Source organism: Streptomyces monticola, assembly GCF_042665355.1.
Taxonomy (GTDB): Bacteria; Actinomycetota; Actinomycetes; order Streptomycetales; family Streptomycetaceae; genus Streptomyces; species Streptomyces monticola.
In genome coordinates this window covers 38125-52617 of record NZ_JBHTCF010000004.1, presented here as the reverse complement: position 1 = coordinate 52617, position 14493 = coordinate 38125, and the positions used below count along the sequence as shown (strand labels likewise).

Below are 14493 nucleotides of genomic sequence, written 5' to 3'. Positions count from 1 at the left end.
CGACCGGCACCCCGACCACCCGTGAACGCCAGCACGTAAGAGAGACGCCCACGCCATGAGCCGTTCCGCACACCCCGCCGGGCCCCGTCACGCCGATGTCCTGCCCGAGGGCCACTACACCGCGCCGCCCACCGATCTGAACGCCCTGGAGGCGAAGGTCTGGTCGCGCACCGTCACCCGTGACGCCGAGGGCGCCGTGACCGTCGGCGGGATCGAAGTCGCCCGGCTCGCCGAGGAGTTCGGCACCCCGGCGTACTTCCTCGACGAGGCCGACTTCCGGGCCCGCTGCCAGGCCTGGCGGGAGGCCTTCGGCGCCGACGCCGATGTCTTCTACGCCGGGAAGGCCTTCCTGTCCCGCGCGATCGTGAAGTGGCTGAAGGAGGAAGGGCTCAACCTCGATGTGTGCTCCGGGGGCGAGCTGGCCACCGCGCTCGGCGCCGGTATGCCCGCCGAGCGGATCGCCTACCACGGCAACAACAAGTCGCCCGAGGAGATCGAGCGGGCCGTCGAGGCGGGCGTCGGGCGGATCGTCCTCGACTCGTTCCAGGAGATCGCGCGGGTCGCCCATATCGCCGAGAGCCTCGGCAAGCGGCAGCGGGTGCAGATCCGCGTGACCGTGGGCGTCGAGGCGCATACGCATGAGTTCATCGCGACCGCGCACGAGGACCAGAAGTTCGGTATCGCCCTGGCCGGCGGCCAGGCGGCCGAGGCCGTACGCCGCGCCCTCAAGCTCGACGGGCTCGAGCTGATCGGCATCCACTCCCACATCGGTTCGCAGATCTTCGACATGGCGGGCTTCGAGGTGTCCGCCCGCCGTGTGGTGCAGCTCCTTGCCGAGGTCCGTGACGAGCACGGCGTCGAGCTCCCGGAGATCGACCTCGGCGGCGGCCTCGGCATCGCGTACACGTCCGACGACGACCCGCGCGAACCGCACGAGATCGCCAAGGCGCTGACCGAGATCGTCACGCGCGAGTGCGAGTCCGCAGGGCTCTCCGCGCCCCGGATCTCCGTCGAGCCCGGCCGCGCCATCGTCGGGCCGACGGCCTTCACGCTGTACCGCGTCGGGACGATCAAGCCGCTGGAGGGGCTGCGGACGTATGTGTCCGTGGACGGCGGCATGTCGGACAACATCCGTACGGCGCTGTACGACGCCGAGTACAGCGTCGCCCTCGTCTCCCGCCGCTCGGACGCGGCGCCGATGCTGGTACGGGTCGTGGGCAAGCACTGCGAGAGCGGCGACATCGTGGTCAAGGACGCCTTCCTGCCGGCGGACCTGGCTCCTGGCGACCTGATCGCGGTGCCGGCGACGGGGGCGTACTGCCGCTCCATGGCGAGCAATTACAACCACGCGCTGCGGCCGCCGGTCGTCGCGGTCAAGGATGGCGAGGCCCGGGTCATCGTCCGCCGCGAGACGGAGGAAGATCTCCTGCGTCTGGACGTCGGCTGAAAGATGTCCGCCGGAGCGGTACAACCCGTTCCGTGAAATATCCGTCTCAGGATCCGGACCGGGGATAGAAACTCCGTTCCGGTGAGTGAGACTGGTCCCACCGTAGATGTATGAGAAGTGAGGTCGGATGATGCGTACGCGTCCGCTGAAAGTGGCGCTCCTTGGCTGCGGGGTCGTCGGCTCCGAGGTTGTGCGCATCATGACGACGCACGCCGCCGACCTCGCCGCCCGCATCGGTGCCCCGGTGGAGCTCGCCGGGGTGGCCGTGCGCCGCCCGGACCGTGTGCGCGAGGGCATCGACAAGGACCTGATCACCACGGACGCGACCGCCCTGGTCAAGCGCGGTGACCTGGACGTGGTCGTCGAGGTCATCGGCGGCATCGAGCCCGCTCGTACGCTCATCACGACCGCCTTCGAGCACGGCGCGTCGGTGGTCTCCGCCAACAAGGCGCTGCTCGCCCAGGACGGCGCCGCGCTGCACGCCGCCGCCGAGGAGCACGGCCGGGACCTGTATTACGAGGCGGCCGTCGCCGGTGCCATTCCGCTGATCCGGCCCCTTCGGGAGTCCCTCGCGGGCGACAAGGTCAATCGCGTGCTCGGCATCGTGAACGGCACCACCAACTTCATCCTCGACAAGATGGAATCCACGGGCGCCGGGTACCAGGAGGCGCTCGACGAGGCCACCGCGCTCGGCTACGCGGAGGCGGACCCGACCGCCGACGTCGAGGGCTTCGACGCCGCCGCCAAGGCCGCGATCCTCGCCGGAATCGCCTTCCACACGCGCGTGCGGCTCGACGATGTGTACCGCGAGGGCATGACCGAGGTCACCGCCGCCGACTTCGCCTCTGCGAAGGAGATGGGCTGCACCATCAAGCTGCTCGCCATCTGCGAGCGCGCCGCCGACGGCGAGTCCGTCACCGCGCGCGTGCACCCCGCGATGATCCCGCTCAGCCACCCGCTCGCCTCGGTCCGCGAGGCGTACAACGCGGTGTTCGTGGAGTCGGAGGCCGCGGGGCAGCTGATGTTCTACGGCCCCGGCGCCGGCGGCGCGCCCACCGCATCGGCCGTGCTCGGCGACCTCGTCGCCGTATGCCGCAACAAGCTCGCCGGTGCCACCGGGCCCGGCGAATCCGCGTACACCCGACTGCCGGTGAGCCCGATGGGCGAGGTCGTCACGCGGTACCACATCAGCCTCGACGTGGCCGACAAGCCGGGCGTACTCGCCCAGGTGGCAACGGTCTTCGCCGAGCACGGTGTCTCGATCGACACCGTCCGCCAGCAGGGCAAGGACGGCGAGGCTTCCCTCGTCGTCGTCACTCACCGCGCAGCTGACGCCGCCCTCACCGGCACAGTCGAGGCTCTGCGCAAGCTCGACACCGTGCGGGGTGTCGCCAGCATCATGCGTGTTGAAGGGGAGTAGAGGAACGATGGGTATGCAGCCCGCCACCCGGACCGGCGCCCACCAGTGGCGCGGGATCATCGAGGAGTACCGCGAGCGTCTGCCCGTGAGCGAGACGACGCCCGTGGTCACGCTCGGCGAGGGCGGCACTCCGCTCGTCCGCGCAGAGGTGCTTTCGGAGCTCACCGGCTGTGAGGTCCATCTGAAGGTGGAGGGCGCCAACCCCACCGGGTCCTTCAAGGACCGTGGCATGACGATGGCGATCACCAGGGCCAAGGAGGAGGGCGCCAAGGCGGTCATCTGCGCCTCCACCGGCAATACGTCGGCCTCCGCCGCGGCCTACGCGGGCAAGGCTGGCATGGTCAGCGCCGTCCTCATCCCGCAGGGCAAGATCGCCATGGGCAAGCTGGGCCAGGCCCTGGTGCACGGCGCGAAGATCCTGCAGGTCGACGGCAACTTCGACGACTGTCTGGTGCTCGCGCGCGGTCTGAGCGAGAACTACCCGGTGGCGCTGGTCAATTCGGTGAACCCGGTGCGTATCGAGGGCCAGAAGACCGCCGCGTTCGAGATCGTGGACCGCCTCGGCGACGCCCCCGACATCCATGTGCTCCCGGTCGGCAACGCGGGCAACATCACCGCGTACTGGAAGGGGTACGGCGAGTACGCCGCCGACGGCCTGGCCACGCACGCCCCGCGCATGTGGGGCTTCCAGGCCTCCGGTTCGGCGCCGATCGTGCGCGGCGAAGTGGTCAAGGACCCGTCGACCATCGCCACCGCGATTCGCATCGGCAACCCCGCCTCCTGGGGCTTCGCCGAGGCGGCGCGGGATGAGTCGGGCGGCTTCATCGACGAGGTGACGGACCGTCAAATCCTGCGTGCCTACAAGCTGTTGGCCGCCCGCGAGGGTGTCTTCGTGGAGCCCGCGTCGGCCGCGTCGGTCGCCGGTCTGCTCAAGGCCACCGAAGAGGGCAAGGTCGACAAGGGCCAGCGCATCGTCTGTACGGTCACGGGCAACGGCCTCAAGGACCCGGACTGGGCCGTCGCGGGTGCTCCGCAGCCGGTCACGGTGCCGGTCGACGCCGCGGCCGCGGCCGAGCGGCTTGGCCTCGCGTAACCCGGGGCCACCCGGGAACAGGGTCCGGGGCCACCCGGGAACGCAGCCCGGGAGCAGGGTTCCGGCACGGCAGGCGCCGGGCGGAGTCCGGCATATGCGTCCATTCCTGTTCAGGGGTGCACAGGGGGCTCGCGACACGCATCGTGCGCCTCCTGTGCGCCCTATGTCGCCACAGAACCTTCCTTCGATAGGCTGTACCGAACCCGCCCCGCCGCATATGCCGCGGTGCCGCCGGTAGCGGCCTTCGGGTGTTTACGTACTCTGTCGTTCCTCTTGCGAAAACTTCGAAAAACTCGCAGCTCAACAAGGAGAGTCATCGAGCGATGGCCGGTCCCGCCTTCCGCGCCGCCGCCGTCCGGGTGCGCGTCCCCGCCACCAGCGCCAACCTCGGTCCGGGCTTCGACGCCCTCGGCCTGGCGCTGGGGTTGTACGACGACGTCGTAGTCAGAGTGGCGGACTCCGGTCTGCACATCGACATCGCGGGCGAGGGCTCCGAGACGCTGCCGCGCGACGAGAGTCATCTGCTCGTACGCTCCCTGCGCACCGCCTTCGACCTGCTCGGGGGCCAGCCCCGCGGACTCGAAGTGGTGTGCGCCAACCGCATTCCGCACGGCCGCGGCCTCGGTTCCTCGTCCGCCGCGATCTGCGCCGGCATCGTCGCCGCGCGCGCCGTGACCATAGGCGGCGACGCCAAGTTGGACGACACCGCGCTGCTCGAACTCGCCACCGAGATCGAGGGGCACCCCGACAATGTCGCCGCCTGTCTGCTCGGCGGCTTCACGCTCTCCTGGATGGACGGGGGAGCGGCGCGGGCGATCAGGATGGAGCCCGCCGATTCCATCGTTCCAGTGGTCTTCGTGCCCGGTAAGCCGGTGCTGACGGAGACGGCCCGCGGACTGCTTCCGCGCTCTGTCCCGCATGTGGACGCCGCGGCCAACGCGGGGCGTGCCGCCCTGCTCGTGGAGGCCCTGACCCGCCGCCCGGAGCTGCTGCTTCCGGCCACCGAGGACCGACTGCACCAGGAGTACCGCGCCCCGGCCATGCCGGAGAGCGCCGCCCTGGTCGAACGACTGCGTGCGGACGGTGTGCCCGCGGTCATCTCCGGCGCGGGCCCCACGGTGCTCGCGCTGGCCGAGGACAGTGCGGCCGACAAGGTCGCACGCCTTGCGGGCGAGGGCTGGGCGGCCAACCGTCTGGCGCTCGACGCGACGGGAGCGAGCGTGCTGCCGCTTGCGCCCTGAACACGAATGCCGGAGTAAGAGAGGGGGAATGTTTGTTGGATCCGGTAGTGTTAACCTCAAGTCTGCACCCGACGTCTCAATGGCGCGGTGCTTCGTGTCCCCGTCAGGGACAGACCTTCTTCCGGGAGCCCCCCAAACTGCTTGATGCCACGCATTGAGCGGCGCTGAGCACGCTCCGGAACCGGCGTGACCGAGCCCAGTGACACAGCACGACTGGTGGCACGGCATCGGGAAACGTCGTCATCAATGAACTCTTCCGCCATATCGGCGGGACCACCGCCCCGGCAGGTCCGCACCACCAAAGCCCCGCCGGACAGCACAACCGGTCGCCGAGCCAGACAGGCCGACGTCCGCTCCAGGGAAGGACCCTTCGTGAGCGACACCACCGATCTGATGGGCGCACGTGTCGACGAGACCGCTGCCGCGCCCGCCACGGACGCCTCTGCTGCGCCCGCGTCCGGTGCTTCGGCCGGCACGCGGCGGCGCCGCGGCACCGGCCTTGAGGGCATGGTGCTGGCAGAGCTTCAGCAGGTCGCATCCGGCCTCGGGATCAGGGGCACCGCGCGGATGCGCAAGAGCCAGCTGATCGAGGTCATCAAGGAGGCCCAGGCTGCCGGGGGCGCTCCCGCGAAGGCTGCGGGGGACGCGGAGGCGAAGCCCAAGCGCCGCGCCACCTCCAAGGCCCGTACCGGTGATGCCGACAGCCCGGAGAAGGCTGCGAGCGCCGACAAGCCCGCCAAGGCTTCGAGCGCCGACAAGGCTTCCGCCCAGCAGCAGATCGACATCCCGGGCCAGCCCGCGAGCGACGACACCCCGGCCGCCGAGCGCCGTGGCCGTCGCCGGGCCACCGCCGAGGCCGGCAGCCCGGACGCCCCCGCGGACGCCAAGAGCGAGCCCAAGGCGGAGGCCAAGAACGACGGCGGCGACGCCAAGGCGGAGAACGCCGCGGACAACGCCGAGGGGCGGGGCCGTGACCGCGGTGACCGCAACAACCGCCGCGACCGTGGCCGCCGCAACAAGGGCGACGACCAGGGCGGTCAGGGCGGTGGCCAGGGTGGTAACCAGGGCCGCAAGGAGCAGGGCGGTGGTGGCCGCCAGGACCGTCAAGACCGCCAGGACGACGACGACTTCGAGGGTGGCCGCCGTGGCCGCCGGGGCCGTTACCGGGACCGTCGCGGCCGTCGTGGCCGTGACGATGTGAACGAGCCGCAGCTGTCCGATGACGATGTCCTGATCCCTGTCGCGGGCATCCTCGACATCCTTGACAACTACGCCTTCATCCGTACGTCGGGCTACCTCCCGGGCCCCAATGACGTGTACGTCTCGCTCGCCCAGGTCCGTAAGAACGGTCTGCGCAAGGGCGATCACGTCACCGGTGCCGTGCGCCAGCCCAAGGACGGCGAGCGCCGCGAGAAGTTCAACGCGCTGGTGCGTCTCGACTCCGTCAACGGCATGGCGCCCGAAAGTGGCCGCGGCCGCTCGGAGTTCAACAAGCTGACGCCGCTGTACCCGCAGGAGCGGCTGCGTCTTGAGACCGACCCGGGCATCCTGTCGAGCCGGATCATCGACCTCGTGTCGCCGATCGGCAAGGGCCAGCGCGGTCTGATCGTGGCCCCGCCGAAGACCGGCAAGACCATGATCCTGCAGGCGGTCGCCAACGCGATCACGCACAACAACCCCGAGTGCCACCTCATGGTCGTCCTCGTCGACGAGCGGCCCGAGGAAGTCACCGACATGCAGCGGTCGGTGAAGGGCGAGGTCATCTCCTCGACCTTCGACCGTCCCGCCGAGGACCACACCACGGTCGCCGAGCTGGCCATCGAGCGCGCCAAGCGCCTGGTGGAGCTGGGTCACGACGTGGTCGTCCTGCTCGACTCCATCACCCGCCTCGGCCGTGCGTACAACCTCGCGGCCCCGGCCTCCGGGCGCATCCTGTCCGGTGGTGTCGACTCGACCGCGCTCTACCCGCCGAAGCGCTTCTTCGGTGCCGCGCGCAACATCGAGGACGGCGGTTCGCTGACCATCCTGGCCACCGCGCTCGTCGAGACCGGCTCGCGCATGGACGAGGTGATCTTCGAGGAGTTCAAGGGCACCGGCAACATGGAGCTCAAGCTCGACCGGAAGCTCGCCGACAAGCGCATCTTCCCGGCTGTCGACGTCGACCCGTCCGGCACCCGTAAGGAGGAGATCCTCCTCAACGGCGAAGAGCTGAGCATCGTCTGGAAGCTTCGCCGGGTGCTGCACGCGCTCGACTCGCAGCAGGCGATCGAGCTGCTTCTCGACAAGATGAAGCAGACCAAGTCGAACGCCGAGTTCCTGATGCAGATCGCCAAGACGACGCCCACCCCGGGCAACGGCAACGACTGATCTCAGCAGGCGCACTCCGCGGAGTCCCGCCCCCGTCGCGCATCGCGGCGAGGGCGGGACTTTCTGCCTTTCCGGCGGTCACGGAACGGCCACGGGCGAGACCTTCACCACAGCTCTGGCGGCCGGTGCTCAGGGGCGGTGAGGGTGTCGCGCAGGAAGAATCCCCAGGTGAGCGCGGGTGCTCGCGCCCGGAGCGGGGGAGAGTGGGACCCTTGGGACAGACGGGCTGCGGGCTGCCTTGTCTTACGGAGCTCTTAATGTCCTGTGCAACCCTTTTTCCGGATTCGACGTCTGACTGGTCGCGATGCCGGTGAGTGGACGGCCGGTGGCGTTGAACCACGTCTGACCCTGAGAGCAGGGGGTACCCGGCCGACCGAGGACTGAGGAGCACATGCCCGAGAGCGACGAGCGCGCGAACAGCAAGCCGCAGCGGCGGCCCGGTGGCCCCACGGGCCGCAGGCGCAAGCCGCGCAGCACGCGCAAAAAGGCCCTCGTCATCACCGCGTGGGCCGCGGCGTCCGTCGTCGTCCTCGGCGGAGCGGGCCTCGGCTACGTCTACTTCAAGCTCAACGGCAACATCCACGGCGTGGACATCAACGCGGCGCTCGGCACCGACCGCCCCGACGACGTCGACAACGGCTCCATGGACATCCTCGTCCTCGGCTCCGACTCCCGGGCCGGCGACAACTCCAAGTACGGCGGCGGCGACGAGGAGTCGGCCCGCTCCGACACCGCGATGATCGTGCATGTCTACGAGGGCCACAAGAAGGCCAGCGTGGTCTCCATACCCAGGGACACCCTGGTCACCAGGCCCGAGTGCACGGCGGAGAACGGCAAGAAGGACCCCGGCGGTCCGCGCAAGATGTTCAACGAGTCGTACTCGGTGGGCGGTCCCGCCTGCGCCGTGAAGACCGTCGAGAAGATGTCCGGCATCCGCATGGACCACTATCTCGAGGTCGACTTCACCGGCTTCAAGAAGCTCATCGACGAGCTCGGCGGCGTGGAGATCACCACCAACAAGGCGATCAAGGACAAGGACAGCCACCTCGATCTGCAGGCCGGTACCCACACCCTCAAGGGAGAGCAGGCCCTCGGGCTCGTGCGCACCCGGCACGCCGTCGGAGACGGCGGCGACCTGGGCCGAATACAGCTGCAGCAGGCCTTCATCAAGGCGCTGATCAACCAGGTCAAGGACGTCGGCGTCTTCACCAACCCGAAGAAGCTCTACTCCCTCGCGGACACCGCGACCAGCGCGGTCACCACCGACTCGGAGCTCGACTCCGTCAACAGCCTGATCGGCTTCGCCAACGGCCTCAAGGGCATCGAGGCCGGCGACATGAACATGATCACGCTCCCGGTGAAGCCGGACACGCTCGACCCCAACCGCGTCGAGCCCATCGACAAGGACGCCAAGCTCGTCTGGGACGCCCTGCACGCCGACAAGCCCATCCCCGCCGAGGCCACCAAGGACTCCGCGGGCGACAAGGGCGACGCGGGCAGCTTCGTCAAGAGCAACTGAGCAACTGAGCGGCTGAGCGGCCGAGCGCTCCGCGGGAAGTCCGGTACGGCGCCCGCGGGTGCGTCGTGGCCGGTCTCGCGCAGTTCCCCGCGCCCCTCGGGGCCGCAACAGCCACCAGCGGGCCGCAGGGCCGGCGGCGCCCCGCGGGAGCGGCCGCCGACGGGCCCGGGAATACTTCCGGGCCCACCCCGGTTTTGGGGGATGCGGCCCGTCCTGGCAGACTGGTACGTCGGCCCCGGTTCACGCACCCGCATCCCGCGCGTGCGACCCGGCGCCCTCCCGAAATCTAGGAGACACCTTGAAGCGCGACATCCACCCCGAGTACGTCGAGACCCAGGTCAGCTGCACCTGCGGTGCCTCGTTCACCACCCGTAGCACCATCGAGAGCGGCTCCGTCCGCGCCGAGGTCTGCTCCGAGTGCCACCCGTTCTACACGGGCAAGCAGAAGATCCTCGACACCGGTGGCCGTGTGGCCCGCTTCGAGGCCCGCTTCGGCAAGGCCGCCGGCTCCGCCAAGAAGTAGCGAGCCACTGCGCCGGTCCTCGGTCGCTCCCGCCCAGGGGCGACCAGGGACCGGCGTTTTTGGTCGCATCCCTTCCCTTTTACGTACCCCAGGAGCCCGGAGATGTTCGAGGCGGTCGAGGAACTGATCGGCGAGCACGCCGATCTTGAGAAGCAGCTCGCCGATCCGTCGGTCCACTCGGACCAGGCCAACGCGCGCAAGCTCAACAAGCGCTACGCCGAGCTGACCCCGATCGTCGCCACGTACCGCTCCTGGAAGCGCTCCGGGGACGACATCGGGACGGCCCGTGAACTGGCCGCCGACGACCCGGACTTCGCCGCCGAGGTCAAGGAGCTCGAGGAGCAGCGCGAGGAGCTCACCGAGAAGCTGCGGCTGCTGCTCGTTCCGCGCGACCCCAGCGACGACAAGGACGTCCTCCTAGAGATCAAGGCGGGTGCGGGCGGCGACGAGTCCGCCCTGTTCGCCGGCGACCTGCTGCGGATGTATCTGCGCTACGCCGAGCGCGTGGGCTGGAAGACCGAGATCATCGACTCCACCGAGTCCGAGCTCGGCGGCTACAAGGACGTCCAGGTCGCCGTGAAGACCAAGGGCGGCCAGGGGGCCACCGAGCCGGGACAGGGCGTCTGGGCGCGGATGAAGTACGAGGGCGGGGTGCACCGGGTGCAGCGGGTGCCCGCCACCGAGTCCCAGGGCCGGATCCACACCTCCGCCGCCGGTGTCCTCGTGACGCCCGAGGCCGAGGAGATCGACGTCGAGATCAACCCGAACGACCTTCGGATCGATGTCTACCGCTCCTCCGGGCCCGGCGGCCAGTCCGTCAACACCACGGACTCCGCGGTGCGCATCACCCATGTCCCGACCGGTGTCGTGGCCTCCTGCCAGAACGAGAAGAGCCAGCTGCAGAACAAGGAGCAGGCGATGCGTATTCTGCGCTCCAGGCTGCTCGCCGCGGCGCAGGAGGAGGCCGAGTCCAAGGCCGCCGACGCCCGTCGCAGCCAGGTCCGCACGGTCGACCGCTCCGAGAAGATCCGCACGTACAACTTCCCGGAGAACCGCATCTCCGACCACCGTGTGGGCTTCAAGGCGTACAACTTGGACCAGGTGCTCGACGGCGACCTGGACGCGGTCATCCAGGCCTGTGTGGACGCGGACTCCGCGGCCAAGCTCGCCGCCGCCCAGTAGCCGCCCACTGATCAGCACGTACTGCAGCCCCGGAGGACCAGCGTGAACCTGCTGCTCGCGGAAGTGGCCCAGGCCACCCAGCGGCTGGCCGACGCCGGCGTGCCCTCTCCGCGTTTCGACGCCGAGGAGCTCGCCGCCTTCGTGCACGGCGTCAAACGCGGAGAGCTGCACAACGTCAAGGACGCCGACTTCGACGCCCGCTACTGGGAGGCCGTCTCCCGGCGCGAGGCCCGTGAGCCGCTGCAGCACATCACCGGACGCGCCTTCTTCCGCTACCTGGAACTGCAGGTCGGCCCCGGAGTGTTCGTACCGCGTCCGGAGACCGAGTCCGTGGTCGGCTGGGCCATAGACGCGGTCCGCGCCATGGATGTGGTCGAGCCGCTCATCGTCGATCTGTGCACCGGTTCGGGCGCCATCGCCCTGGCCATGGCGCAGGAGGTGCCGCGCTCGCGGGTGCACGCCGTGGAGCTCTCCGAAGAGGCCCTGGTGTGGACGCGTAAGAACGTCGAGGGGTCCCGCGTCGTTCTCACCCAGGGGAACGCGCTGACCGCGCTGCCCGACCTCGACGGCCAGGTCGACCTGGTCATCTCCAATCCGCCGTACATCCCGCTGACCGAGTGGGAGTATGTCGCCCCCGAGGCCCGCGACTACGACCCCGAGCTCGCGCTGTTCTCCGGCGAGGACGGGCTCGACACCATCCGCGGCCTGGAGCGCACCGCTCACCGGCTCCTTCGCCCCGGCGGCGTCGTCGTCATCGAGCATGCCGACACCCAGGGCGGGCAGGTGCCGTGGATCTTCACCGAGGAGCGGGGCTGGGCGGACGCGGCCGACCACCCCGACCTGAACAACCGGCCTCGTTTCGCAACCGCCCGCAAGGCGCTGCCGTGACCGGACCGCACACCACCGAGAAGTTGCACGCGTACGAGGAGGCTCGCTAAATGGCACGGCGATACGACACGAACGACGCGACCGACCGCGCCACAGGTCTGCGTGAGGCCGCGTCCGCCGTCCGTCGCGGCGAGCTGGTCGTGCTGCCCACCGACACCGTCTACGGAGTCGGTGCCGACGCCTTCAGCTCGGAGGCCGTCCACGACCTCCTCGAAGCCAAGGGCCGCGGCCGCAATATGCCCACGCCCGTGCTCATCGGCTCCCCGAACACGCTGCACGGTCTGGTCACCGACTTCTCCGAGATGGCCTGGGAGCTCGTCGACGCCTTCTGGCCCGGCGCGCTGACCCTGGTCGCCAAGCACCAGCCGTCCCTGCAGTGGGACCTGGGGGACACCCGGGGCACCGTCGCGATCCGGATGCCGCTGCACCCGGTCGCCATCGAACTGCTCACCGAGACCGGACCCATGGCGGTCTCATCGGCCAACCTCACCGGTCACCCCGCTCCGGAGGACTGTGACGCCGCGCAGGAGATGCTCGGCGACTCCGTCTCCGTGTACCTGGACGGCGGTCCCACCCCGGGGATCGTGCCGTCCTCGATCGTGGACGTCACCGGCAAGGTGCCGGTGCTCCTGCGGGCCGGGGCCCTGGACGCCGACGAGCTCCGCAAGGTGGTACCCGACCTCGAGGTGGCCAATTGACGGCCCCCGAGGGGCGTGGCATAGCGAATCTTCCCGAACCGTTTCCCGGGGCGGTCCCCGGACCGTCGGACAGTTTCCGCATCCTCCACGTCAGCACCGGCAACGTCTGCCGCTCACCGATCACCGAGCGGCTGACGCGGCATGCCCTGGCGCACCGTCTGGGCGATCCCTTCACCGGGGGCCTGATCGTGGAGAGCGCGGGCACCTGGGGTCATGAGGGCGCCGCGATGGAGACCAACGCGGCCGCCGTCCTCGCCGACTTCGGCGCCGACTCCAGCGGCTTCATGGGCCGTGAGCTCCTGGACGAGCACGTCATCCGTGCCGACCTGGTCCTGACCGCCACGCGCGATCACCGCGCCCAGGTCATCTCCATGGGGCACAGCGCGGGCCTGCGCACCTTCACCCTGAAGGAGTTCACGCGCCTGGTACGTGCCATAGATCCGGCGACCCTGCCCGACCCCCTCGACGACGGTGTGGTGGAGCGGGCCCGGGCTCTGGTGCGGGCCGCCGCGGCACTGCGCGGCTGGCTGCTCGCGCCGAGCGCGGAGGCGGACGAGGTGCACGACCCCTATGGCGCCCCGCTGCCGTTCTTCCGCTCGATCGGCGATGAGATCAGCCAGGCACTCGACCCCGTGGTCACGGCTCTGACGGGAGTCCCGGCCCCGGCCTGAGCCGTACCGGTCCGCGTCCTCGGCGCACACCGAGCGGCGGGTGGCGACCCGGCCTACATTGGATCTGGCGCCCTCACCTCGTCCTCAGCCGGAGCCGAAGATGCCGGTCACCCCCGCAGCAGATGTACGGCCCGTCGAAGCTGTGCCTGACGGCGTATCTCCCGGCGTTCTCGGTCCTGCCGTCGACGCGCTCCGCCGCCAGGACCCCGAGCTCGCCGAGATCCTCGTGGCCGAGGTGCAACGGCAGGCGGACGGCCTGCAGCTGATCGCCGCCGAGAACTTCACCTCGCCCGCGGTCCTCACCGCCCTCGGCTCCCCGCTCGCCAACAAGTACGCCGAGGGCTATCCGGGCGCCCGCCACCACGGTGGCTGCGAACTCGTGGACATGGCCGAGCGGATCGCCGTGGACCGCGCCACGGCTCTGTTCGGCGCCGAGCACGCCAACGTCCAGGCGCACTCCGGGTCTTCGGCCGTGCTCGCCGCGTACGCCGCGCTCCTGCGGCCGGGCGACACCGTGCTCGCGATGGGCCTTCCGCACGGCGGCCACCTCACCCATGGCTCGCCCGCCAACTTCTCCGGCCGCTGGTTCGAGTTCATCGGCTACGGCGTCGACGCGGAGAGCGGACTCATCGACTACGAGCAGATCCGCACCCTGGCCCGTACGCACCGGCCCAAGGCGATCGTCTGCGGTTCGATCTCCTATCCGCGCCATCCCGACTACGCCGCCTTCCGTGAGATCGCCGACGACGTGGGCGCGTATCTGATCGCCGACGCGGCCCATCCCATCGGCCTGGTCGCCGGGGGAGCGGCACCGAGTCCGGTACCGCACGCGGACGTGGTGTGCGCGACCACACACAAGGTCCTGCGCGGCCCGCGCGGCGGTCTGCTGCTCTGCGGGGCGGACCTCGCCGAGCGCATCGACCGGGCCGTCTTCCCGTTCACGCAGGGCGGCGCCCAGATGCACACCATCGCCGCCAAGGCCGTCGCGTTCGGCGAGGCGGCGACCCCCGGCTTCACCGCGTACGCCCATCGGGTGGTCGCCAACGCCCGGGTCCTGGCCGCCGCCCTCGCCGACGAGGGCCTGGCCGTCACCACCGGCGGCACCGACACCCATCTGGTCATCGCCGACCCCACCCCGCTCGGCCTCGACGCCCGCAGCGCCCGCGGCCGGCTGGCCGCCGCGGGGCTCGTCCTCGACACCTGCGCCCTGCCCCACGGCGACGTCCGCGGACTGCGCCTCGGCACGGCCGCGGTGACCACGCAGGGCATGGGAGAGGCGGAGATGGCGCGGATCGCGGCCCTGTTCAAGGCGGCGCTGCGCGAGGACGGCGGGGGCGGCGGGGAGCACGCGGTGCGCGCCGACGTGAGGGATCTCGTCCGCAGATTCCCGCCCTATCCGCCGTCCGCGACCCTGCGATGACGCGTCAACGGCCCGGCCCGGGGT

Annotated in this window: 12 protein-coding genes; all 12 read left to right on the top strand. The window is 70.2% G+C overall.

Annotated features, from left to right (window positions below):
* Window positions 1-55: 55 nt before the first annotated feature.
* Entirely contained in the window at window positions 56-1447 is a 1392-nt protein-coding gene (lysA, locus tag ACFQVC_RS11340; RefSeq protein WP_381829668.1) for a diaminopimelate decarboxylase, read from the top strand.
* Window positions 1448-1574: 127 nt separating this feature from the next.
* Window positions 1575-2867: a homoserine dehydrogenase gene (locus tag ACFQVC_RS11335; protein WP_381829666.1), complete on the top strand. Its 1293-nt coding sequence runs from the start codon at window positions 1575-1577 to the stop codon at window positions 2865-2867.
* Between the two features lie 13 nt (window positions 2868-2880).
* Window positions 2881-3960 carry a threonine synthase gene (thrC, locus tag ACFQVC_RS11330; protein WP_381829664.1) on the top strand — a complete coding sequence of 360 codons (1080 nt, stop codon included), beginning with the start codon at window positions 2881-2883 and terminating at the stop codon, window positions 3958-3960.
* A gap of 323 nt (window positions 3961-4283) precedes the next feature.
* Window positions 4284-5201 (top strand): homoserine kinase, encoded by a 918-nt coding sequence (thrB, locus tag ACFQVC_RS11325; RefSeq protein WP_381829662.1) that lies wholly within the window; start codon window positions 4284-4286, stop codon window positions 5199-5201.
* Between the two features lie 372 nt (window positions 5202-5573).
* Window positions 5574-7568 (top strand): transcription termination factor Rho, encoded by a 1995-nt coding sequence (gene rho, locus ACFQVC_RS11320; protein WP_381829660.1) that lies wholly within the window; start codon window positions 5574-5576, stop codon window positions 7566-7568.
* Between the two features lie 391 nt (window positions 7569-7959).
* Window positions 7960-9087: an LCP family glycopolymer transferase gene (locus ACFQVC_RS11315; RefSeq protein ID WP_381829657.1), complete on the top strand. Its 1128-nt coding sequence runs from the start codon at window positions 7960-7962 to the stop codon at window positions 9085-9087.
* Window positions 9088-9385: 298 nt separating this feature from the next.
* Window positions 9386-9610 (top strand): 50S ribosomal protein L31, encoded by a 225-nt coding sequence (gene rpmE, locus ACFQVC_RS11310; protein WP_381829655.1) that lies wholly within the window; start codon window positions 9386-9388, stop codon window positions 9608-9610.
* 102 nt (window positions 9611-9712) lie between these two features.
* Complete coding sequence (gene prfA, locus ACFQVC_RS11305) at window positions 9713-10792, top strand: peptide chain release factor 1 (RefSeq protein WP_381829653.1); 1080 nt, start codon at window positions 9713-9715, stop codon at window positions 10790-10792.
* Between the two features lie 42 nt (window positions 10793-10834).
* Window positions 10835-11680 (top strand): peptide chain release factor N(5)-glutamine methyltransferase, encoded by an 846-nt coding sequence (gene prmC / locus ACFQVC_RS11300; RefSeq protein ID WP_381829651.1) that lies wholly within the window; start codon window positions 10835-10837, stop codon window positions 11678-11680.
* 50 nt (window positions 11681-11730) lie between these two features.
* Complete coding sequence (locus ACFQVC_RS11295) at window positions 11731-12378, top strand: L-threonylcarbamoyladenylate synthase (RefSeq protein ID WP_381829649.1); 648 nt, start codon at window positions 11731-11733, stop codon at window positions 12376-12378.
* Window positions 12375-13049 (top strand): arsenate reductase/protein-tyrosine-phosphatase family protein, encoded by a 675-nt coding sequence (locus ACFQVC_RS11290; RefSeq protein ID WP_381829647.1) that lies wholly within the window; start codon window positions 12375-12377, stop codon window positions 13047-13049. Before ACFQVC_RS11295 ends, ACFQVC_RS11290 begins: the two co-directional genes overlap by 4 nt.
* 100 nt (window positions 13050-13149) lie before the next feature.
* A complete protein-coding gene (locus tag ACFQVC_RS11285) occupies window positions 13150-14469 on the top strand; it encodes a serine hydroxymethyltransferase (RefSeq protein ID WP_381829645.1) in 1320 nt (439 codons plus the stop codon).
* Window positions 14470-14493: the final 24 nt, after the last annotated feature.

Excerpts from the sequence above, each read along its gene's own strand:
- thrC (WP_381829664.1), top strand. The coding sequence starts at position 2,881 with ATGCAGCCCGCCACCCGGACCGGCGCCCACCAGTGGCGCGGGATCATC.
- lysA (WP_381829668.1), top strand. The coding sequence starts at position 56 with ATGAGCCGTTCCGCACACCCCGCCGGGCCCCGTCACGCCGATGTCCTG.
- prfA (WP_381829653.1), top strand. The coding sequence starts at position 9,713 with ATGTTCGAGGCGGTCGAGGAACTGATCGGCGAGCACGCCGATCTTGAG.
- ACFQVC_RS11315 (WP_381829657.1), top strand. The coding sequence starts at position 7,960 with ATGCCCGAGAGCGACGAGCGCGCGAACAGCAAGCCGCAGCGGCGGCCC.
- ACFQVC_RS11285 (WP_381829645.1), top strand. The coding sequence starts at position 13,150 with ATGCCGGTCACCCCCGCAGCAGATGTACGGCCCGTCGAAGCTGTGCCT.
- thrB (WP_381829662.1), top strand. The coding sequence starts at position 4,284 with ATGGCCGGTCCCGCCTTCCGCGCCGCCGCCGTCCGGGTGCGCGTCCCC.
- ACFQVC_RS11295 (WP_381829649.1), top strand. The coding sequence starts at position 11,731 with ATGGCACGGCGATACGACACGAACGACGCGACCGACCGCGCCACAGGT.
- ACFQVC_RS11335 (WP_381829666.1), top strand. The coding sequence starts at position 1,575 with ATGATGCGTACGCGTCCGCTGAAAGTGGCGCTCCTTGGCTGCGGGGTC.